Genomic DNA, 22974 nt, shown 5'->3' with positions numbered 1-22974 from the left:
ACGACTTCTTAACGCGGCCGCTTTTATGATGATCAGTGGACACGTTCGCCATTCGCGCGACTTTAGACGTACATCCGAGCGCATGAGCCAGACATCGAACGAGCGGCTGAGGGATTATCTCGCGCAGCTTCCGCCGCAGTCGCAGGCGCTGCTGATGCGCGAGTTCGAGCGCGCCATCGAGCGCGGCCAGGACACCGTTGTCGCCACTTTCGTGCTGGAAGAGCTGCGCAAGGTCGTGCGGGGAACCGATGAGGGCGCGCGGCCGCGCACCGACGATCCCGCCCGACTGATGTTTCGCCTGCTCGAGCCGTTTCTTGTCGAAGGCAATTTTCCAAGACGGCCGGGCCAGATCCGGCGCGCCTCCCTGCTGCCGGTTTGGCAATGGCTGATCCGTGACGGTGCGCCCGAGCAGGCGCGCGAATTCGAAGCATCGCTGAACGGGCTGCAGAACGCCGAAACGACGTCGGCGCTCGAAGCGGCGGTCCGTACGTTCCAGCGGGCCGCGGCGGATGCGATCGTCGCGATCGCGACGCCAGGGACCGGCGGCGACAGACGTGCGCTGGCCCGCGTCGGCGGCCCGGACGTACTCGAGGATCTGCTCCCGATCGGCCTGTTGCTGCAGGCCCGCGAGGCGATCGACACCCTCAGCGGCCGGCTCCCGATCCATTTCAGGCTTTTCGCTGAATCGCAGATTTCGACCGTCAGCACCGCGCTCAATGTTCCCCAGCTGCAGACGCCGCAGCTGCTGCCATTCGCGTTGTCCATGGTGATGCAGCGGCTGACGGCGCCGTGGCAGATCATCCGCCTCGCCATCAAGATGGCGGCATCCGACGATGAAATCCGCGTTGCAGCGACGCCCTACGGAGTCGCCGTCACCATTGCGCTGCACGATTTGTCGTTCCTCACCGCTGTGCTGCGAACCGATATCCGGCGCGGTCATTTCGACAACGTCGCCGAGCATCTCAAGACGCTCCATGAAGGAGTGCGCGGCCTGCGAACCGAGCTCGATCTGCGAAACGATTCGACATGGGGCAAACAGCTGACGTCGATCCGCGCGGAAATTTCCAACGCGCTGCAATCGGAAATCGACAGCGTGCCCGGCCGCGTCCGCCGTATTCTGCGTCAGCGCGCCGACAAGGACATTTCCATCGGCGCCAGGGTCGATTCCACCGAGGTCGACGAAGCCGTTGCATTGATCGATTTCGTCGCGGTGTGCCGGACCTATGCCAGCGAGCTCGCGATCAACGAAGTCACGCTGCGGACCTATTCCGATCTTCAGCAATATGTCGAACAGGCCACCGAGGCACTGGTGCAATCGCTGCGCAATGGCGACATCAAGACACGTGCCTATCGGCAGATGCAGGTTCAGGCCGCCATCCGCTTCTGCGAAGTCCTGTTCGGCCACGACTATGCGTCGCTGATGAGCCGCGCGGCCGAGAACGCCGTGACCGGGGAACGCAAGCCTTCGCGTGCCGGCTAAAAGATAGTATAAGTTTCATAATACAATTTCTAGTTGACTGACCTCGGCGAGGGTCGTACCTATTCGCCATGAAGTCGATCATCAACTTTGTCGAACTGGAGAACCGCGTCATCTCGGCGACATATCGCAACCTGATGATCAGGGCGAAGGTGGTGCTGGTCGACAAGGCCAGCGGCGAGCAATTAGCCGATCCCGTTATCACCATCGCTTCTCCCGTGCCCAACGGATCGCTCAGAATCAGGCTTCCGGATTCAATCAAGGCGGGCGTTTATTATTTGATGGCGCTGAACGGGCATGGCGAGGCAGCCGCGCAGAGCGTCGAATTTCAGGTCAGCTGATATCGGGTTTGGCGGCCCGGTTCTGGTATTGGGTTTTGTCGCCGCACGGACGGCTAAAACGCCAAATTCACAGCAATAATTGGCAATTGCCCGGCTTGCCGCCGGTGGTGTAAAGCGGCGCATCGGCGCCGTCGGCGTCGTTCCACCGGAACCCGCTCTGATGACGCTGTGGTTTGTGTTCGCGCTGATGACGGCTGCGGCGATTTTCGCCGTGCTTTGGCCGTTGGGTCGACACAGCCGGCCGCAAAACGACGCCAGTGAGGCGACGGTCTATAAGGATCAAATCGCCGAGATCGACCGCGACCTTGCCGCGGGGCTGATCGGGCCGCCCGAAGCCGAGGCTGCGCGCGTCGAAATCGGCCGCCGCTTGCTGGCCGCGACGGACCAGCAGCGCGAGCCACCGACCGCCTCGAGCCTTAAGCTGCGTCGCATGGCTGCGCTGATAGCCCTGGTGGGCCTGCCGGTCCTGTCGGTGGCTTTTTACCTTCCGCTGGGCTCGCCGCAGCTTGGCGATTTCCCGCTGGCCCAGCGCATGCGCGCGCCCGCTTCCAGCCAATCCCTCGATAATCTCGTCGAGCAGGTCGAAGCGCATCTAGAGAAAAATCCGACCGATGGCCGCGGCTGGAACGTGCTCGCGCCGGTGTTGACGCGACTGGGCCGCTATGACGACGCGGTGCGGGCCTATCACAATTCGATTACCTATAACGGCGACAGTGCCGAGCGCCGGGCCGATCTCGGCGAAGCACTCACCGGGGCTGCCGGCGGTGTTGTCACCGCCGAGGCCAAGGCCGAGTTCGAGCACGCCACGGCGCTCGATGCGGACGAAGTGAAGGCGCATTACTTCCTCGGCCTTGCGGCCGAGCAGGACGGCCGCAAGGCCGAAGCCGCCTCGATCTGGAGCGAGATGCTTGCAAAAGCGCCGCCGGATGCGCCCTGGCGTCCGTTGCTTCAGGCTGCGCTGGCGCGCGTTGGCGGTCCGACCGCGCCGGCACTCTCCGATAGTACGATGGCCGCGGCCAAGGACATGAGCGAGGCTGATCGCAGCGCCATGATCCACAGCATGGTGGATCGTCTCGCGACCCGATTGAAGCAAAATGGTGACGACGTCGAGGGATGGCTGCGGCTGGTGCGGGCCTATATGGTGATGGGCGATCGTGACAAGGCGAAGAGCGCGCTGACGGATGCCCGTCAAGCCGTCGCCAACGACGCGGAGCGGCTGCGGCAGTTGAACGAGGGCCTGAAAAATCTGGGCCTCGACGGATAGATTTCTCGATGGATGGGCTTGGTGCCGAAAAGTATGAAGCGAATTTCGGAAAATATGCCGCACAAGACTAGAGAGTTCGCATGACGCGCAAGCAACGGCGGTTGACCATGATCGGCGGCTCGCTCGCGGTGCTCTGCGTCGCGGCAGCGCTGGTGTTGAACGCCTTGCGCGATTCGATCGTGTTTTTCTCGACGCCGGCGATGGTTGCGGAAAAACATATTCCGCCGGGCAGGCGCTTCCGGCTGGGCGGATTGGTGGAACAGGGATCGCTGGTGCGCGGCGACAATCTTGCCGTCACTTTCAAGGTCGGTGACGGCAGTGTCACATTGCCGGTTTCCTACAAGGGAATTCTGCCCGATTTGTTTCGGGAAGGGCAGGGCGTGGTCGCCGAGGGTGCGCTCGATACGACAGGCGTGTTCAGGGCGGACACCGTGCTCGCCAAGCATGACGAGAATTATATGCCCAAGGACGTCGCGGATGCGCTGAAGAAACAAGGGCACTGGAAAGACGATTACGGCACGAAGGCGCAGGCCACCACGGGGGCTTCGCAAACCGCGCAAGGAGTGCCGCAGTGATCGCGGAAGCCGGACATTATGCGTTGGTGCTCGCGCTCGCCCTGGCGCTGATTCAGTCGACGGTGCCGATTTTGGGCGCGCGTTGGCGTGACCCGGCCCTGATGAATGTGTCGCGCTCGACGGCGCTGGCGCAACTCGTGTTTGTGCTGGGCTCGTTCGCTGCGCTGGTCACGCTGCATGTCACGTCCGATTTTTCGGTCGTCAACGTGTTCGAGAATTCGCATTCGCTGAAACCGATGATCTACAAGATCACCGGTGTCTGGGGCAATCATGAAGGCTCGATGCTGCTATGGGTGTCGATCCTGGCCTTGTTCGGCGGCCTCGTCGCCGCTTTCGGCAATAATCTGCCGCTGTCGCTGCGCGCCCATGTGCTGGCGGTGCAGGCCTGGATTGCCAGCGCGTTTTATCTGTTCATCCTGATTACATCGAATCCGTTTCTGCGCATCGCGAATCCGCCGATCGAGGGCCGCGACCTCAATCCAGTGCTGCAGGACATCGGCCTCGCCGTGCATCCGCCGATGCTCTATCTCGGTTATGTCGGCTTCTCGATCTCGTTTTCGTTCGCGGTCGCGGCCCTGATCGAAGGCCGGATCGACGCGGCGTGGGCGCGCTGGGTGCGGCCGTGGACGTTGCTGGCCTGGATATTCCTGACGCTCGGCATCGCGATGGGCTCGTATTGGGCCTATTACGAACTCGGCTGGGGCGGCTGGTGGTTCTGGGATCCGGTGGAGAACGCCTCGCTGATGCCGTGGCTGGCGGGAACCGCGCTGCTGCACTCCGCGGTGGTGATGGAGAAGCGCAACGCGCTCAAGGTCTGGACCATCCTGCTGTCGATCCTGACCTTCTCGTTGTCGTTGCTCGGCACCTTCCTGGTGCGGTCGGGTGTGCTGACGTCGGTACACGCGTTCGCGACCGATCCGGAGCGCGGCGTGTTCATCCTCTTGATCCTCTGCATCTTCATCGGCGGCAGCCTGTCGCTTTATGTGTGGCGGGCTTCCGCGCTGAAGCAGGGCGGGCTGTTCGCGCCGATCTCGCGCGAAGGCGCGCTGGTGCTCAACAATCTGTTCCTCACCACCGCCTGTGCAACGGTATTCATTGGAACGCTGTACCCGCTAGGGCTGGAAGTTCTGACCGGTGAAAAGATCTCGGTCGGCGCGCCGTTCTTCAATCTCACCTTTGCGCCGTTGTTCGTGCCGTTGATGATCGCGGTGCCGTTCGGTCCGCTGCTGGCGTGGAAACGCGGCGATCTGCTCGGGGCCGCGCAGCGTCTGTTCGCCGCCGGCGTCGCGGCGCTGATTGCGATCGCGGTGTTGTGGGCGTGGACGCGGGGTGGAAGCGCGCTCGCGCCGCTCGCGATCGGGCTGGCTGTCTTTGTCATCGTGGGCGCCTTGACCGATCTCGCCGAGCGCATTGGCTTGTTCCGCGTTCCCTTCGGGACCGCCGCACGGCGCGCCCGGGGATTGCCGCGTTCGACCTGGGGCACGGTGTTCGCCCATGCCGGCGTCGGCGTCGCCTTGATCGGAATTGTCTGCGAGACCACCTGGAATACTGAATATATCGGATCGATGAAGCCCGATGACGTTGCCCATGTTGCGGGCTATGCGTTGAAACTCGATGGCATCACGCAGCGGCAGGGGCCGAACTTCCGCGAAATGGTGGCGCGGTTCGACGTCAGCGTCGGCGGTCAGCAATTGAGCACGATGACGCCGTCGAAGCGCAGCTTCACCACGCGCGGATCGACCACCACGGAGGCGGCATTGCTGACGCGCGGTGTGAGCCAGCTTTATATCTCGCTCGGCGATACCGCTGCCGATGGTGCGATTGCGGTGCGAATCTACCACAAGCCGATGGTGCTGCTGATCTGGTTCGGCCCGGTGCTGATGGCATTCGGCGGCATGCTGTCGCTGTCGGACCGGCGGCTGCGCGTCGGCGCGCCGAAGCCCGCCCGGGTGCCGCGCGGACTGCAGCCTGCGGAGTGAACCCTTGAAGCGGATCCTAGCTTGCTTGTTCGCGGTCTCCGTCATGCTCGGCTCATCGGCGGCCTACGCGGTGCTGCCCGACGAGATCATGTCCGACCCTGTAAAGGAGGCGCGGGCGCGGGATCTGTCGCGCGAGCTGCGCTGCATGGTTTGCCAGAACCAGTCGATCGATGATTCCGAAGCGCCGCTGGCACGCGATCTGCGCCTGCTGGTGCGCGAGCGGATTGCGGCCGGTGACAGTGACGCGCAGGTGCTCGATTTTCTGGTGGCTCGCTATGGCGAGTTCGTGCTGCTCAAGCCAAGGCTGGAACCCCACACCCTGCTGCTATGGTTGTTGTCCCCCCTCGCGCTGGCAGGCGGCGGCTTTGCATTATGGATACACAACCGGCGTCGCGCCAAATCCGCAGGCACGGAGGATTTATCTACCGCCAAATTGACGGCGGAGGAGGAAGCGCGGCTCAAACAGTTGATGTCAGCGGAACCCGTGCCGGAACAGCCGGTTTAGGCCGCGATAAAGCGCTTTTCGCCCTGCGATAAACTGCCGCATCTATTTGGCCCTCCATTACAAAAGTTTAATTCCCTCGCCAGAGCGCGGTAAGGCGGCGGTCCCCATCTTCAGTCCTACATGATGATTGCCCCCTGGCACCGCCGACTCAGGCCCTGGAGACCTTCTAAATGACCGACCGTCCCACCGATCTTTCGTCGCTCCCATCTTTTCAGCCGCCCCGGCGCTCGCTGTTCTCGGCGCGCAAGTTTGCATTAATGGCCTCCGTCGTTGCGGGCCTTGGCGTCGCTGTTTATGGCTTTGGCACGGCGAATGGCCCCGTGGATCTCTTCAGCAGCCCGGCGCATGCGCAGGTCAATAACGAGATCAGCAAAGTTGCTCAGCCCGTCGGCTTTGCCGACATCGTCGAGCACGTGAAGCCCTCGGTGATCTCGGTCAAGGTCAACATCAACGAGAAGGTCGCCAAGGACGATAGCGACGACACGCCGTTCCAGCCGGGCTCGCCGATGGAGCGCTTCTTCCGCCGCTTCGGCGGACCGGACGGCATGCCGCCCGGCCTGCGCGGCATGCCGCGCGGCCGCGGCGTGGTGACCGGTCAAGGCTCCGGCTTCTTCATCTCCGCTGACGGTTATGCGGTCACCAACAATCACGTGGTCGACGGCGCCGACAAGGTCGAAGTGACGACGGATGACGGCAAGACCTACAAGGCAAAGGTCATCGGCACCGACGCGCGCACCGATCTTGCCCTGATCAAGGTCGAAGGCGGCTCCGACTTCCCGTTCGCCAAGCTCTCCGAAGGCAAGCCCCGGATCGGCGATTGGGTGCTCGCGGTGGGTAATCCTTTCGGCCTCGGCGGTACGGTGACGGCCGGCATCGTCTCGGCCAGCGGCCGCGACATCGGCAATGGCCCCTATGATGATTTCATCCAGATCGACGCGCCCGTGAACAAGGGCAACTCCGGTGGCCCGGCGTTCAACACCAATGGCGAAGTGATCGGCGTCAACACCGCGATCTATTCGCCGTCGGGCGGCAGCGTCGGCATCGCGTTCTCGATCCCGGCACCGACCGTGAAGAATGTAGTCGCACAGCTCAAGGACAAGGGTTCGGTCAGCCGCGGCTGGATCGGCGTCCAGATCCAGCCGGTCACGGCCGACATCGCCGACAGCCTCGGCCTGAAGAAAGCCGAAGGCGCGCTTGTCGCAGAACCCCAGGCCAATGGCCCAGCCGCCAAGGCCGGTATCGAATCCGGCGACGTGATCACGGCGGTCAATGGCGAGACGGTCAAGGATGCCCGCGAACTCGCCCGCACCATCGGCGGTCTCGCGCCCGGCAATGCCGTGAAGCTCAACGTGCTGCACAAGGGCCAGGACAAGGTCGTCAATCTGACTCTTGGCCAACTGCCGAATACGGTCGAAGCGAAAGCCGACAACGATAACGACAATGGTGACAATGGCAGCGCCACCCGTGGCACCGATGTACCGAAGCTCGGTATGACGGTTGCGCCGGCCAACAGCGTCGCCGGCGCCGGCAAGGAAGGCGTCGTCGTCACCGAGGTCGATCCGAAGAGCGCGGCGGCCGATCGCGGCTTCAAGGAAGGCGATGTGATTCTCGAAGTCGCGGGAAAGAGCGTCACCAATGCCGGAGACGTGCGCGAAGCGATCAATGCGGCGCGCTCCGACAACAAGAATAGCGTTCTGATGCGGGTCAAGACCGGCGGCATGTCGCGTTTCATCGCGGTGCCGCTCGCGAAGGGCTGACGTATCGACGAGATGGAGGGTGTCGCCGGCATTGTCGCCCCCGCCGACGGCTCTTTCCGGGGGGGCGGGTCACAAGCTCGCTCCCTTCAGCTACCTTTCGGCGGAATAACGCCCCCCTCCGTCGGAAGGGAAAAGGGCGGTGAGGTCCCCCCAGCTTCACCGCCCACTTTTTCGCTTAATCGAGAGGTGTCGGGTCGCCTTGCATGATGAAGCCGCCCGCGCCATGGTGACAGAAGGCTGGCCCACTTGACCGCAACCGACTCCCAAATGCGCCTCTTGATCATAGAAGACGACCGCGAATCCGCCGATTACCTGGTGAAGGCGTTTCGCGAAGTCGGCTACGTTGCCGATCTCGCCAGCGATGGCGAGGAGGGGTTGGCGCTGGCCGAAACCGGCGATTACGACGTGCTGGTGATCGACCGAATGCTGCCGAAGCGCGATGGTCTGTCGCTGATCGGAACGTTGCGCGAGAAGGGCGATCGCACCCCGGCCCTGATCCTCTCGGCGCTTGGACAGGTGGACGACCGCATCAAGGGCCTGCGCGCCGGCGGCGATGACTATCTCCCGAAACCTTACTCATTCGCTGAATTGCTGGCCCGGGTTGAGGTGCTGTCGCGGCGTCACGGCGGCCCCGCCGAGGAAACCACCTATCGCGTCGGCGATCTCGAACTGGACCGTCTTTCGCATCGGGTGGCGCGCGGCAAGGACGAATTGACGCTGCAGCCGCGCGAATTCCGGCTGCTGGAATATCTGATGAAGCATGCAGGCCAGGTGGTGACGCGCACCATGCTCCTGGAAAATGTCTGGGATTACCATTTCGATCCTCAGACCAACGTCATCGACGTGCATATCTCACGACTGCGCTCCAAGATCGACAAGGGTTTTGAACGGCCCTTGCTGCATACGATCCGCGGCGCCGGATACATGATCCGTGACGGCATTCGGTAAACTCATACGCACCACGGCGTTTCGCCTGACGCTGGTCTATCTGTTTTTGTTTGCGTTATTTGCCGCCTCGCTGCTCGGCTATTTCGCCTGGAATACGCGCCGGCTGATCACTGAACAGATCACCAGTACCGTGAATGCGGAAACCGGCGAGATCAGCGACATTTACGCGCGCCGTGGATTACGCGGGCTGGTTTTGACCATCGAGAACCGGGCGTTGCGCCCAGGGGCCAACCTTTATCTCGTGACCACGCCAACAGGGCAGGCGATTGCCGGCAATGTCGGCTCGCTGGCACCTGGCGTCATGGGCTCATCCGGCTGGTCCGAGACCGCCTATCGCCGGCTTGACGACCAGGACACCGCAGATCATCGCGCTCTGGTGCGCGTCACCGAACTGTCCAGCGGCTTTCGGCTGCTGATCGGCCGTGATCTCGAAGAGCGCAGGCGGCTGTTCGGCATCGTGGCGCAAGCTGCGCAGTGGTCGCTATTGATCGTCGTCGTGCTCGGCCTCGGCGGCGGCATCTTCGTGGCGCGACGCGTGTTGCATCGCATCGATGCCATGACCGGCACCACGCAGCGCATCATGGCAGGCGATCTGAGCGGGCGGCTGCCAGTCGGGCGCAGCGGCGACGAACTCGATCGGCTGGCGGAAAATCTCAACGCCATGCTGGAGCGGATCGAGGCCCTGATGATTGGGCTGAAGGAAGTTTCCGACAACATCGCCCACGATCTGAAGACTCCGCTGACGCGGCTGCGCAACCGCGCCGAAGAGGCGCTGGCACGGTCCGGGAATGAAGCCGAATACCGCACGGCGCTGGAACGAACCATCGAGGAGTCGGATGGATTGATCCGGACCTTCAACGCACTGCTGATGATCGCGCGTGCCGAGTCCGGGCAGGCGCGCGACAATATGGGCGACTTCGACGCCGCCGAAGTCGCCAATGGTATTCACGAGCTCTATGAGCCGCTTGCGGAGGACGACGGCATGACGTTGCACGTCAAGACGGCGCCCGCCCGCCTTCATGGCAACCGCGAGCTGATCAGCCAGGCGCTGGCCAATCTTGTCGAGAACGCGATCAAATACGGCAAGCCCGTTCCAGCCATGCAGCCGCTGGGTGCGGATGCGACTGCCGGCTCCAGGGAAATTTTGATCGAAGCGCGGCGCGAAGGCGACCAGGTGCTGTTCAGCGTCACCGATCATGGGCCCGGTATTCCGGAAGCCGACCGCGGGCACGCGGTGCAGCGGTTTGTCCGGCTTGAGGCGAGCCGCACGCAGCCCGGTTCCGGTCTCGGTCTCAGTCTGGCGTCGGCGGTGGCGACGCTGCATGGCGGGGACCTCAGGCTTGGCGACGCTCATCCCGGATTGCGCGCAACGCTTGCGATCCCGGCGCGGGCCAGCGTCAGTGACAGGGTTGCGGCTCAAACGCAGGATGTGCCACAGAAGGTGGCATGAATTTATCCGCGCGCCTGACAACGCGGACCACCATCGATTATTGTCCCGGTCCTGACATTCGTACCCCGTTGCAGCAAGCTCTCTTGCGGGAGTGGGACGCGCAGGGACGCCGGCAAAACATCATTCTCGTGCGGCTTTGGATTTGACATTCGCCATGACGATTCGCGGAAACACGGAAGCGAATGTCAAATCCACCGCACTGGCCGCGCGGTTGGTGGACGGACCGCGTCTGTCCGCTCCGCCTGAAGCCCAACGACGTCTTTCGGGCTGGCTCGCTGATCTCGAGCCCGGGCAGGCAACTGCGATCCGGGAGCTCGCCGGGCACTTTCCTCGCGTCGACGCCATTCTTCTCGGTGTCGCCGAGGCGTCGCCCCATCTGTTCGACCTGATGCGCGCCGACGCCGCGCGCCTGATCCGGCTGCTCAACTGCGATCCGGAGCCGCATCTGGCGCGGCTGATCGAAAACACCTGCCGCGATGTAACGGCCGCCGCCACCGAATCCGACGCCATGCAGGCGCTCCGCCGCATGAAAGCCGAAGCCGCGCTATTGATTGCGCTGTGCGACATCGGCGGAGTCTGGCCGGTGATGCAGGTGACGGCGGCGCTGACCGAGCTTGCGGTCCGTTCGGTGCAATCGGCGCTGCGCTATCTGCTGCGGCAGGAGGCCGTGAAAGCCAAATTATTGCCTGTAGATCCCGATCGCCCCGAGGAAAACAGCGGCCTGGTCGTGCTTGCGATGGGCAAGATGGGCGCGGGCGAATTGAACTACTCCAGCGACATCGATCTGATCGTCTTTTTCGACTCCACTGCGCCGACGCTCGCGCCTGATATCGAGCCACAGCCGTTTTTCGTGCGCGTCACCCAAGGTCTGTCGCGGATGCTGCAACAGCGCACCGGCGAGGGATACGTGTTCCGCGTCGATCTGCGGCTGCGGCCGGATCCCGCGTCGACGCAGGTCGCGATCTCAACCGATGCAGCGCTGCATTATTACGAACGGGAAGGGCGCACCTGGGAACGCGCCGCGATGATCAAGGCGAACCCATGCGCCGGAGATGCCAGAGCCGGCGAGGCGTTGCTTGCAGAAATAGCACCCTTCGTCTGGCGCAAGCATCTGGATTTCGCAGCCCTTGCCGATGTGCACGACATGAAGCGGCAGATGCAGACCTATCGCGGTCAAAGCGACATCGCGGTCGAAGGCCACAACGTCAAGATCGGCCGCGGCGGCATCCGCGAAATCGAATTCTTTGCGCAGACCCAGCAGTTGATCGCCGGTGGCCGGCATCCGGAGTTGCGGGTTCGGCCGACGCTGGAAGCGCTTGACGTGCTGGCGTCAAACAACTGGATCACCTTCGCGGCGCGTGACGAAATGTCGTCGGCGTACAGGTTCTTGCGGCGGGTCGAACACCGCCTGCAAATGGTCGCCGACGAGCAGACCCATACGTTGCCCGACACGGTTGAGGCGGTGGAGCGTTTCGCCCGTTTCCTGGGGTATGACGACCGCGCGACCTTCGCAAAGGAGCTGCTTGGCCACCTCAACGTCGTGCAGGGACATTATGGCAAGCTGTTCGAGGGCGATCCGACCGGCACGGTAAAACTGCCGGCAACCGATTACAGCACCGGTCCGGACGATCCGCGGCTGATCGAGCATCTGGCCGCACTTGGCTTCCGGAAGCCGGTCGCGGTGGCGAAGACCGTGCAGCAATGGATGATCGGCGATTATCGCGTGTTCCGGATGGAAGCGACCCGAAATGCGTTTGTCGAGTTCGTTCCGGCGCTGATCGCAGGGCTCGCGGACGCCGAGGAGGCCGACGACGCCGTCACCGCCTTCGATCGTTTTCTGCAGGCCTTGCAGCGCGGCGGAAGGCTGATTTCCCTGCTCAGTCAGAACCGTGATCTCGTCGCCCTGGTGGCGTTGATCCTTGGCGCCGCGCCGCGCCTCGGTGACATGCTGGCGCGGCAACCGCAGATCATGGATGGGTTGATCGATCCGCGCTTCTTCGGCGCGATGCCGGATCAGCGCGAGTTATCGACGCGTCTCGCGGCGACGTTGGAGGATGCCAATTCCTACGAGGAATTTCTCGACCGGTTGCGCCTGTTCGGCCAGGAAAGCCTGTTTCTGATCGGCGCGCGAATCCTGTCCGGCACGGTGTCGGCCTCGCAGGCGGGCGTGGCCTTCGCCGACGTCGCCGAAGGCATCGTCGATACCGTGCATGGCTTGGTGACCGAACAGTTCGCAACCCAGCACGGCCGCATCAAAGGGCAGGAAACCGCTATTCTTGCGATGGGCAGGCTAGGCAGCCGCGAGATGACCGCCTCGTCCGATCTCGATCTCATCCTGCTCTATGATTTCGACCATGAGCAGCCGGACTCGGACGGCGCGCGATCCCTGCATGGCGCACATTATTTCGCCCGCTTCACCCAGCGGTTGATCAGTGCATTCACGACACGCACCAATTACGGCGTGCTCTACGAGGTGGACATGCGGCTGCGTCCCTCTGGCCGCGCCGGCCCGGTGGCCTCGCGGCTGGATTCCTTCGCGGAGTATCAGGAGCGGGAGGCCTGGACTTGGGAGCATATGGCGCTGACCCGTGCCCGGGTGATTTCGTCCTCACCGGATTTCCGCACTGAAATCGAAAGGATCATCCGCGAGGTACTGACCCGGCCGCGTGACGCCTCGGTGGTCGCCACCGATGTGGCGGACATGCGGCGCGCCGTCGCGCTGGAAAAGGGCGAGGACGATATCTGGGATCTGAAGTACGCCGCCGGCGGAGTGGTGGATATTGATTTCATCGCGCAATATCTCCAGCTTGTTCATGCCGCCGGCAAGCCGGATATCCTCGATGTCGGCACGCTGCATGTGCTCGACAATGCCGCGCGGCTCGGCGTGCTGCCGCAATCATCGGCGGAAATCCTGCGTTCGGCGACGCGCCTCTATCACGACCTCACGCAAATCCTGCGGCTCTGCGTCACCGGCAAGTTCAAACCGGAAATCGCCGGAGAGGATTTGTTGCGGGTGATGGCGCGGGCGGGCGATGCGCCGGACTTTTCGTCGCTGCAGGCGCGGGTCAAGGAAACGCAGACCGAAGTGCGCCGGCTATTTCTGGCATTGATGGACAACGGCAGCTAAGTTTCCGCTACGCGTGTGCGGTCTTCTTCAGCGTCGCAAGGGCCTCGCGGACGTCAGGGTCCAGTCCCGCGCCGCCCGCGTCGAGATGGGCGAAGATTGCCTTGCGCATCCGCGGATCCCAGAATTTGTGGATGTGATCGGCGATACCCGGGATCGCCTTATCGTGGCCCTGGCTCTTGAAGAAGCTGCCAATCTGGTTGGCCATATAGATCAACCGGTCAGGCGACATCGACAACCCCTTGTCCGTGAATGCCCGGCGTAATTCGCCCGGCATGCGTAAACACCTCGAATCCATCGGCGCGCGCGATGGCGGCGAGCGTGATGCCAGCCGCATCCGCCATGCGAACCGCAAGCGCGGTCGGCGCTGATACCGCGACCATCAACGGCACGCCCATCGCCGCGGTTTTCTGCACCATCTCGACCGAGACCCGGCTGGTCAGCAGCACCATGCCCTCTGCGGCCGAAATCTCGTCCCGCGCCAACGCGCCGGCCAGCTTGTCGAGGGCGTTGTGACGCCCGACATCCTCGCGCAACGCGACAATGCCATGTGCCGGCGTCCAGAACGCTGCGGCATGCACGGCGCGGGTTTCGACATTGATCGGCTGCAACGGTGGAATGCTCTGCATCGCAGCCGTAACTTGCTGGGGCGAAAAAGAACGCCCCGGCGCGACGATCGCAGCCGGGCGCACCGCTTCCGTAATTGAATCGATGCCGCATAGTCCGCAGCCGGTAGGTCCGGCGATCTGCCGCCGTCGTTCGTTCAGCCGGTCCGCCCTTGACTGCGCCAGCCACATTCGCAGCTCGATGCCGTCTTCGAGATCCACGATATCAAGCGAATCGATATCGTCGGGGGACTGGACGATTCCCTCGTTGAGGCTGAATCCGACCGCGAAATCGCTCAGATCCTGCGGTGTGGCCATCATCACGGCATAAGTGCCGCCGTTATAGGTCAAGGCAATCGCGGTTTCTTCCGGAATACTGCGCATGCCTTCGCTGAGGCCGCTCTCGCGCCAGACCTTGCGATCGACTGTGCGAACCGGATCACGCACGGCTACTCTGCAGCCTCCACAACGGGCGCGATGCGCCGGGATTGACGGGCTTGCTCGTCATAGGCTTTTTGCCATTCGGACGGCCCGTTCGAGGGCGATATCTGCACCGCCGTAACCTTATACTCCGGACAGTTCGTCGCCCAGTCGGAATAATCCGTGGTGATGACGTTGGCCTGCGTGTCCGGATGGTGGAAGGTGGTGTAGACCACGCCCGGCGCGACCCGGTCGGTTATCAAGGCGCGCAGCGTGGTTTCGCCGGCGCGGCTTGCGAGCCGGACCCAATCGCCGTCACGCACGCCGCGTTGTTCGGCATCGTGCGGATGGATCTCGAGCCGGTCTTCGCTGTGCCAGACCACATTGTCAGTGCGGCGGGTCTGGGCGCCGACATTGTACTGGCTGAGGATGCGCCCGGTGGTCAGCAGCAGCGGGTAGCGGGGGCCCGTGCGCTCGTCGGTCGCGATATATTCGGTAATGACGAACTTGCCCTTGCCGCGCACGAAACCACCGATATGCATCACCGGCGTGCCTTCCGGTGCCTTCTCGTTGCAGGGCCATTGCACCGAGCCGAGTTCGTCGAGCCTGGCATAGGAAACGCCGGCGAAGGTCGGCGTCAGCGCCGCAATCTCGTCCATGATCTGGGACGGATGATCGTAGTGCATGTCGAGGCCCATCGCCTTGGCAAGGCGGATGGTGACTTCCCAGTCCGCCAACCCGTTTCGCGGGGTCATCACCTTGCGAACGCGCTGGATGCGGCGTTCCGCGTTGGTGAATGTGCCGTCCTTCTCGAGGAAGGTCGATCCCGGGAGGAACACGTGCGCGTAGTTCGCGGTCTCGTTAAGGAAGAGATCGTGGACAATGACGCATTCCATCGACGAGAGCGCCGACACCACGTGCTTGGTGTTGGGATCGGACTGCAGGATGTCTTCGCCCTGCACATAGAGGCCCATGAAGGTGCCCTCGATCGCGGCATCGAACATGTTGGGAATCCGCAGGCCTGGTTCGGGATTGAGCTTGACGTTCCACATCGCCTCGAACTGGTCGCGCACGGCATCGCCCGAGATGTGGCGATAGCCCGGGAGCTCATGTGGGAACGAGCCCATGTCGCAGGAGCCCTGCACGTTGTTCTGGCCGCGCAGCGGGTTCACGCCGACACCGGGACGGCCGATATTGCCGGTCGCCATCGCGAGGTTGGCGATCGCGATCACCGTGGTCGAGCCCTGGCTGTGTTCGGTGACGCCGAGGCCGTAATAGATCGCGCCGTTGCCGGCGGTGGCGAACAGCCGCGCGGCCTCGCGCAATTCCTTCGGATCGACGCCGGTCATGATGGCGGTCGCTTCGGGGCCGTTCTTCGGCAGCGCGACGAACGACGCCCAATCCTCGAACTCGCTCCAGTCGCAGCGTTCGCGCACGAAGGCTTCATCGACCAGGCCCTCGGTGACGATCACATGGGCAAGCGCGGTGAGCACCGCGACGTTGGTGCCCGGCATCAGCGGCAGATGCAGCGCCTTGACGTGAGGCGATTCCACCATTTCCGTGCGGCGCGGATCGATCACGATCAACTTGGCGCCCTGGCGCAGCCGCTTCTTGAGACGCGATGCGAACACCGGATGGGCGGACGCGGGGTTGGCGCCAATCACCATCACGACGTCGGTGTGCTCGACCGAGTCGAAGTCCTGCGTGCCGGCCGAGGTGCCGAAGGTGGTCGACAGGCCATAGCCGGTTGGCGAGTGGCAGACCCGGGCGCAGGTGTCGACGTTGTTGTTGCCGAAGCCGGCGCGGATCAATTTTTGCACCAGATAGGTTTCTTCATTGGTGCAGCGTGAGGAGGTGATGCCGCCGATGGAGTCGCGGCCATACTTGGCCTGGATCCTCTTGAACTCCGAAGCAGCGTAGTCGAAAGCTTCGTCCCACGACACTTCGCGCCAGGGATCGCTGATCTTCTCGCGGATCATCGGCTTGAGGATGCGCTCCTTGTGGGTGGTATAGCCCCAGGCGAAGCGGCCCTTGACGCAGGAATGGCCGCGATTGGCCTTGCCGTCCTTGTAGGGCACCATACGCACGACTTCCTCGCCGCGCATTTCCGCCTTGAAAGTGCAGCCGACGCCGCAATAGGCGCAGGTCGTCACCGCCGAGTGTTCGGGCTGGCCGATCTCAATCACGGATTTTTCGGTCAGCGTCGCGGTCGGGCAGGCCTGCACACAGGCGCCGCAGGACACGCATTCCGAGCCCAGGAAACTCTCGCTCATGCCGGGCGAGACGCGGCTGTCGAAACCGCGTCCGGAAATGGTCAGCGCAAAGGTGCCTTGCACTTCCTCGCAGGCGCGGACGCAACGCGAGCAGACGATGCATTTCGACGGATCATAGGTGAAATACGGGTTGGATTCGTCCTTCGGCATCCAGGCCGCATTGGGCGCGCCGTCGGATTTCGCGAAGACGTGGTTCTCGCCTTGATAACCATAGCGCACGTCGCGCAGGCCGACCGCGCCCGCCATGTCCTGCAATTCGCAGTCGCCATTCGCCGCACAGGTCAGGCAGTCCAGCGGGTGATCGGAGATATAAAGCTCCATTACGCCCTTGCGCAGCTTTTTGAGCCGTTCGCTCTGGGTGTGGACCACCAGACCCTGCATCGCGGGCGTGGTGCAGGAAGCCGGCGTGCCGGCCCGGCCTTCGATCTCGATCAGGCAAAGACGGCAGGAGCCAAAGGCGTCTACCATGTCGGTGGCGCAGAGTTTTGGAATCTGCGTACCGGCTTCCATCGCCGCGCGCATGATCGAGGTGCCCTCCGGCACCGTGACGCTTTGACCATCGATGGTCAGCGTGACGAGGTTCTCGGATTTGGAGCGCGGGGTACCGAAATCGGTTTCCTGGATCAGCGACATGGTGAAGTGTCCTTTATTCCGCGGCCTGAAGGCGTGTGGGCGCCGGGCCGAAATCTTCCCGGAAATGCTTCAGCGCGCTCATGACCGGGTAGGGCGTGAAGCCTCCCAATGCGCAGAGCGAACCGAACTTCATGGTGTTGCAGAGGTCTTCGACCACGGCGATATTCTCCGGGACACGCTCACCGCGGCGGATCTTGTCGATGGTCTCGACGCCACGGGTCGAACCAATCCGGCAGGGCGTGCATTTGCCGCAGGATTCGACGGCGCAGAATTCCATCGCAAAGCGCGCTTGCTTTGACATGTCGACGCTGTCGTCGAATACCACGATGCCGCCATGGCCGATCAGGCCGTCGCGTGCGGCAAAGGCTTCATAGTCGAACGGCGTGTCGAACAGTTCGCGCGGAAAATAGGCGCCAAGCGGCCCACCGACCTGCACGGCACGAACCGGACGTCCGGTCAAGGTGCCGCCGCCGATATCCTCGACCAGTTCACCGAGCGTGATACCGAAGGCGATCTCGAACAGGCCGCCATATCGGATGTTGCCGGCGAGCTGGATCGGCATCGTGCCGCGTGAGCGGCCCATGCCGAAATCCGCATAGGCTTTGGCGCCGCCGGCGAGGATGAAGGGGATCGCTGCGAACGACAGCACGTTGTTGATCACCGTGGGCTTCCCGAACAGGCCCTTATGCGCCGGTAGCGGCGGCTTGGCGCGGACGATGCCGCGGCGGCCTTCCAGGCTTTCAAGTAGCGACGTTTCCTCGCCGCAGACATAGGCGCCGGCGCCGACCCGGACTTCGAGATCGAAGCTGTGGGCAGAGCCACAGATGTGCTCGCCGAGATAGCCGGCACGCCTGGCGGTCATGACCGCCGCGTTCATCGCTTCGACCGCGTGGGGATATTCGGAACGGATGTAGATGTAGCCCTTCGTGGCGCCCACCGCGACGCCCGCAATGGTCATGCCCTCGATCACGACGAAGGGATCGCCTTCCATGATCATGCGGTCGGCGAAAGTGCCGCTGTCGCCCTCGTCCGCATTGCAAACGATGTATTTGCGGTCGGCGCTGGCCTGCGCGACGGTTTTCCATTTGATGCCGGTCGGAAATCCGGCGCCGCCGCGGCCGCGCAGTCCGGAGGCGGTGACATCGGCGAGGATGCCGTCGGTGCCCAGCGTCAGCGCGCGCTCGAGGCCCTTGTAGCCTTGATGGGCGCGATAATCTTCGACCGAACGCGGATCGACCACTCCGCAGCGCACGAAGGTCAGCCGGGTCTGTCGCTTCAGCCAGGGAATCTCGTCGGTGACGCCGAGCCGCAGCGCGTGCGGGCCGTCCGCGATCATGGCGTCGAGCACGGCGGCAACATCGGCATCGGTCACGGGGCCGAACGCGACACGCCCTTGCGCGGTTGCGACTTCGACCATCGGCTCCAGCCAGTACAGCCCGCGCGAACCCGTCCGGACGATCTCGATGGCAACACCGCGTTTCGCTGCGGTCTGCTCGAACGCAAGCGCGACTTCATCGGCTCCAACCGCGACCGCGCCGGCATCGCGCGAAATGAAAATGCGGAGCGTCATCGCTGCGCCTCCGCCACCAATGCATCGATGCGGGCTTCATCCAGCCTTCCGACAACGCGGCCATCCAGCATCGCCGAGGGCGCCGTGGCGCACAGGCCGAGGCAATAGATCGGCTCCAGCGTCACCCGATCATCGGCCGTGGTGTTGCCAATGGTGATGCCGAGCTTCGCTTCGGCGCGCGCGGCCAGCGCATCGCCGCCGGCCGCCTGGCACGCTTCGGCGCGACACAGCTTCAGGACATGCCGGCCCGCGGGTTCATGACGGAAGTCATGATAGAATGTGAAGACGCCATGGATCTCGGCGCGGGACAGATTGAGCGCATGCGCGACCATGGGTATCGCGGGCTCCGGGACGTAGCCAAATGCTTCTTGCAGCGCGTGCAGGATCACCAGTGTCGCGCCTTCAAGGCCCGCGTGCTCGGCGATGATTTCTGCGCCGCGCGCAACATCCCAGGGTTCGGAAATTGATTTCATATTTCCTGCTCTATCAGAGACTTATTACGATCTTGATCTGATTTGGAATTGCTCCAAAAATCAATAAAGCTGTCCTATGCTGCGATACGGAAACGCGATCAATGCAAATATCAAATCGTGCGATATCAAAACGTAATTGATCGAAATGAGGCGCGGCTTTTTGGCGTAGGGCGCTAACGGCGCCCGTGTTATTCGTTAGGCGGAATATCGCAAAGAGGGCTGTTTTTGATCGACAAGCTCGAACTCCTGCTGGCCCTCGCGAAGGAACGACACTTCGGACGCGCAGCCGAAGCCTGTGGCGTCACCCAGCCGACGATGTCGACCAGCCTTAAGCAGCTTGAGGAAATCCTCGGCGTCATGCTGGTGCAGCGCGGCTCACGGTTTCAGGGTTTTACGCCGGAAGGGGAGCGGACGCTGGACTGGGCGCGGCGTATCGTCGGCGACGCCCGCGCGATGCGCCAGGAGATCAATACGCTCAAGGACGGTCTGTCCGGGGAGATCGCCATCGCGGCGATCCCGACCGCGCTCGGCATGGTCGCTTCGCTCACCACGCCATTCCGCGCCCGTCACCCGAATGTGCGTTTTCGCATCGTGTCCTGCACCTCGATCGCGGTGCTCGGGTTATTGGAAAATCTCGAGGTCGATGCCGGCCTGACTTATCTCGAAAACGAGCCGCTCGGCAAAGTCCGCTCGATCCCACTTTACAACGAGAGTTATCGCTTGCTGACCGCGCCGGATGGAATGTTCGGCGATCGCGAACAGGTGACCTGGAAGGAAGTCGGGCAGGTGCCGTTGTGCCTGTTGACGCCCGACATGCAAAACCGCCGCATCATCGATCGCGCGCTCAAAACCGCCGGTGCCGAGGCGACGCCGACGCTGACGTCGAACTCGATCATCGTGCTTTATACCCATGTCAAAACCGGACGCTGGGCGAGCGTGATGCCGGCAAGGCTCGCGCAGACCCTGGGCCTGTCGGACGCCGTCCGGACCATTCCCATCGTCGATCCCACCGTCACCTACAGCGTCGGCCTGGTGGTTCCGCAGCGTGACCCCCTGACGCCGCTGATCGCAGCACTTGCGCAAACCGCGCGCGAGGTCGCGCCGACGCTGGAACCTTGAGCTGCTGTTGTAGCCGGGGATCAACCGATCGAATCGTATTAGGCGGCCACCGAGATTTCCGCTTTGGCCGTTCGTGCGTCGCGCGGCAATGACACACAGACAACCGTGCCGGTGCCGAGCTTGGAGCGCAGCCGCATCGTTCCACCGTGCAGATTGGTGAGCGATTTGGCAATGGCGAGCCCGAGCCCTGAGCCGTGATAGGTCTTGGTGAGCTGGCTCTCGACCTGCTCGAACGGGGTGCCCAGCCGCTGCAGCGACTGCGAGGCGATGCCGATGCCGGTGTCGGCAATCATCAGGTGGATCGTATTGTGACGCAGCCGGGTGCGGACCACCACCTTGCCGCCTTCAGGCGTGAATTTGACCGCGTTGGACAGCAGGTTGACGATGATCTGCTTGATCGCCCGGCGGTCTCCGACCACCGGAATGCTGCCTTCGATATCGGCGTCGAGCTGCAGGTTCTTGTCCTCGGCGCGCCCCGATACCACGCGCATGGATTCCTGCAGCGTCTTCGACAGATCGACCGATTCCAGATCGAGCTGCATCCGGCCGGCTTCGATTTTCGACATGTCCAGGATGTCGTTGATGACTTCGAGCAGATAGCGGCCGCTGGTCAGGATATCGTGGCAATATTCCTGATATTTTTCCGAGCCGAGCGTTCCGAACATGCCGCTGCCCATGATCTCGGAAAATCCGATGATGGCATTGAGCGGCGTGCGCAGCTCGTGGCTCATATTGGCGAGGAATTTGGATTTGCTCTGGTTGGCCTCTTCGGCGCGGGTCTTTTCCTGGGAGTATTTCTCGGCGAGGTCGGCGAGCTCAAGCGCCTGGCGTTCGAGCGCGGTCTGCGAACGCTTCAGATCGATCACGGAAGCGCGCAGGCGAATATCGTTGTCGACCAGCTTCTGTTCGTGCTCCTTGATGCGGGTGATGTCGGTGCCGACAGAGACGTAACCGCCGTCCTTGGTGCGCCGCTCGCTGATATGCAGCCAGCTGCCATCATCGATCTGCGCCTCGAAGGTGCGTGCGCCCGGCGCCTGCGCGGAGGTTTCCTGCAAGCGGGTGCGGACCTCCGGCATGCTGCCAACCTCGATCACGGTTTCATAGGATGTGCCCGGCGTCACCGCGGAATCCGGCAACTTGTGCAGGCGCTGGAAGTGCGAATTGCAGAGCACCAGACGATCTTCGGCGTCCCACAACACGAAGGCTTCCGGAATGGTCTCGATCGCATCGCGCAGCCGCAGGTCGGCTTCAACGGTCTTCTCGGCCAGGCTCTTCTGCTCGGTGATATCGACGGCGATGCCGATCAGATGCATGCTGCTATCTGCCGCGGCGTGGCTCATCTCGCAGCGGACGCGCAGCCAGATCCAGTGACCGTCGGTATGCTGCATGCGGAAGGTCTGGTCGATGTGCTTGATCTTTCCGGAAATCAGCTGATCGGCGATCTCGAACAAATCGATGTCGTCGGATTTCACCAACGCGTTGACTTCGCCGAAGGTTAGGAGGTCGCTGCGGCTGTCGAGGCCCAGCAAAGTGAACATCGACTGCGACCAGAAGATCCGGCCGCGCGACAGGTCCCAGTCCCACAATCCGCAGCGTCCGCGATTGAGTGCGGTATCGATGCGGCCGCGCACGGCATCGTTGATCAGATCGCCCTCGCGGGCGCGGGTCGATTGCCAGTGGAACGCAAAGCCGAGGATCAGCACCACGAAACCGGTGGTGGCGGAAAGCGTCACCGACAGCGCCGCATCCGATCCCCAGAGCGGGTCGACGTTTTCCTGGATGATGGTGATCTGGCCGGGCAGCGATTGGACCACGCGTTGAACGGCCAGTGCGCTGCTGCCGTTGGGCAGGGTGATGTCGGTCACCGCGGATGACCGGCTTGACGGGGCCAGCGGAAGGGCTGCGCTGATGGCGTCGAGAATGCCGGCGGTATCGCCGATCGCGCCGTCGACCGGCACGCGGGCGAGGATGCGGTGGTCTGCACCGGTGACGATGACGTGCCGGCCGGCGGCGAGGCCCCATGACGGAATGAGACCGGGCAGCAAAAGCTGCAGGCGGTTGAATGAGGGTGCGCCATCCTGGCGGAGCGATGCCATGCGGTCGATCCGCTCGGCGAGATAATCGGCGATCGCGGAAAGATCGCGCTTCATCGCCGCGCGCTTTTGCCGGTTCTGATCGACCACCTGCACGAAGGCGCCGAGACAGATGGTGATCAGAAACGCGATGATCAGCGTAGGCACGGCACGACGAAGCGCTGGCTCCGCCGTCAAGAGCCTATGATAGGCTGGTTTCGCGATCGATTGCGCCAATCCCTTGATCGAATCGGATTGGACGCACGCGTCCGCGGCGTGTCCGCGCGCCATGCCTAGACCCCCATTAAATCTTTTTTAGTAACCCCGTTCGGAAGAACCCCACACCCTTCCGAATCACAGCGATTTGAATCCAGTTTTCCCGGGCTGTC

General features: G+C 63.0%; 17 protein-coding genes. 11 read left to right on the top strand and 6 right to left on the bottom strand.

The window, feature by feature from the left end:
* Positions 1-82 precede the first annotated feature (82 nt).
* From BLV09_RS12115 to BLV09_RS12070, 10 genes are all read left to right on the top strand, one after another.
* On the top strand, positions 83-1480 hold the full coding sequence (locus BLV09_RS12115; protein ID WP_146687459.1) for a hypothetical protein: 1398 nt from the start codon (positions 83-85) through the stop codon (positions 1478-1480).
* 68 nt (positions 1481-1548) lie between these two features.
* A complete protein-coding gene (locus tag BLV09_RS12110) occupies positions 1549-1818 on the top strand; it encodes a hypothetical protein (RefSeq protein ID WP_100380824.1) in 270 nt (89 codons plus the stop codon).
* A gap of 160 nt (positions 1819-1978) precedes the next feature.
* Complete coding sequence (gene ccmI / locus BLV09_RS12105; RefSeq protein ID WP_146687458.1) at positions 1979-3082, top strand: c-type cytochrome biogenesis protein CcmI; 1104 nt, start codon at positions 1979-1981, stop codon at positions 3080-3082.
* 80 nt (positions 3083-3162) lie between these two features.
* Positions 3163-3657 (top strand): cytochrome c maturation protein CcmE, encoded by a 495-nt coding sequence (gene ccmE, locus BLV09_RS12100; RefSeq protein ID WP_146687457.1) that lies wholly within the window; start codon positions 3163-3165, stop codon positions 3655-3657.
* The gene (locus BLV09_RS12095; protein WP_146687456.1) at positions 3654-5636 is read left to right on the top strand and encodes a heme lyase CcmF/NrfE family subunit; all 1983 of its coding nucleotides are present in this window, start codon (positions 3654-3656) and stop codon (positions 5634-5636) included. Before ccmE ends, BLV09_RS12095 begins: the two co-directional genes overlap by 4 nt.
* A 43-nt stretch (positions 5637-5679) precedes the next feature.
* Positions 5680-6141, top strand: coding sequence for a cytochrome c-type biogenesis protein (locus tag BLV09_RS12090; RefSeq protein ID WP_433994418.1), 462 nt, complete (start codon positions 5680-5682; stop codon positions 6139-6141).
* 170 nt (positions 6142-6311) lie between these two features.
* A complete protein-coding gene (locus BLV09_RS12085) occupies positions 6312-7898 on the top strand; it encodes a Do family serine endopeptidase (protein WP_146687454.1) in 1587 nt (528 codons plus the stop codon).
* 267 nt (positions 7899-8165) lie between these two features.
* A complete protein-coding gene (locus tag BLV09_RS12080) occupies positions 8166-8846 on the top strand; it encodes a response regulator transcription factor (RefSeq protein ID WP_100380829.1) in 681 nt (226 codons plus the stop codon).
* Positions 8830-10296 carry a sensor histidine kinase gene (locus tag BLV09_RS12075; RefSeq protein WP_100380830.1) on the top strand — a complete coding sequence of 489 codons (1467 nt, stop codon included), beginning with the start codon at positions 8830-8832 and terminating at the stop codon, positions 10294-10296. The genes BLV09_RS12080 and BLV09_RS12075 overlap by 17 nt, the downstream gene beginning before the upstream one ends.
* 154 nt (positions 10297-10450) lie before the next feature.
* Positions 10451-13423: a bifunctional [glutamine synthetase] adenylyltransferase/[glutamine synthetase]-adenylyl-L-tyrosine phosphorylase gene (locus tag BLV09_RS12070; protein ID WP_146687453.1), complete on the top strand. Its 2973-nt coding sequence runs from the start codon at positions 10451-10453 to the stop codon at positions 13421-13423.
* Between the two features lie 7 nt (positions 13424-13430).
* Here BLV09_RS12070 and BLV09_RS12065 read toward each other — a convergent pair whose 3' ends face one another.
* Genes BLV09_RS12065 through BLV09_RS12045 form a run of 5 tightly spaced genes read right to left on the bottom strand, consistent with a single transcriptional unit; the run spans position 13431 to position 19394 of the window.
* Entirely contained in the window at positions 13431-13652 is a 222-nt protein-coding gene (locus BLV09_RS12065) for a formate dehydrogenase subunit delta (RefSeq protein WP_146687452.1), read from the bottom strand.
* Positions 13642-14472 (bottom strand): formate dehydrogenase accessory sulfurtransferase FdhD, encoded by an 831-nt coding sequence (gene fdhD, locus BLV09_RS12060; RefSeq protein ID WP_100380832.1) that lies wholly within the window; start codon positions 14470-14472, stop codon positions 13642-13644. The genes BLV09_RS12065 and fdhD overlap by 11 nt, the downstream gene beginning before the upstream one ends.
* Before the next feature lie 2 nt (positions 14473-14474).
* Positions 14475-17351, bottom strand: coding sequence for a formate dehydrogenase subunit alpha (gene fdhF, locus BLV09_RS12055; protein ID WP_146687451.1), 2877 nt, complete (start codon positions 17349-17351; stop codon positions 14475-14477).
* 13 nt (positions 17352-17364) lie between these two features.
* Positions 17365-18921 (bottom strand): formate dehydrogenase beta subunit, encoded by a 1557-nt coding sequence (locus BLV09_RS12050; RefSeq protein ID WP_146687450.1) that lies wholly within the window; start codon positions 18919-18921, stop codon positions 17365-17367.
* Positions 18918-19394: a formate dehydrogenase subunit gamma gene (locus BLV09_RS12045; protein WP_146687449.1), complete on the bottom strand. Its 477-nt coding sequence runs from the start codon at positions 19392-19394 to the stop codon at positions 18918-18920. The genes BLV09_RS12050 and BLV09_RS12045 overlap by 4 nt, the downstream gene beginning before the upstream one ends.
* Positions 19395-19619: 225 nt before the next feature.
* Between BLV09_RS12045 and BLV09_RS12040 the strand changes: the two genes are divergently transcribed.
* A complete protein-coding gene (locus BLV09_RS12040) occupies positions 19620-20513 on the top strand; it encodes a LysR family transcriptional regulator (protein WP_100380836.1) in 894 nt (297 codons plus the stop codon).
* A 38-nt stretch (positions 20514-20551) separates the two neighbouring features.
* On the opposite strand, the gene BLV09_RS12035 is transcribed toward BLV09_RS12040, so the two are convergent.
* A complete protein-coding gene (locus BLV09_RS12035; RefSeq protein ID WP_146687448.1) occupies positions 20552-22876 on the bottom strand; it encodes a PAS domain-containing sensor histidine kinase in 2325 nt (774 codons plus the stop codon).
* Between the last annotated feature and the right edge of the window lie 98 nt (positions 22877-22974).

It is taken from the genome of Bradyrhizobium canariense, from assembly GCF_900105125.1.
GTDB classification, from domain to species: domain Bacteria; phylum Pseudomonadota; class Alphaproteobacteria; order Rhizobiales; family Xanthobacteraceae; genus Bradyrhizobium; species Bradyrhizobium canariense_A.
This window is presented reverse-complemented; position numbering and strand designations above follow the sequence as displayed.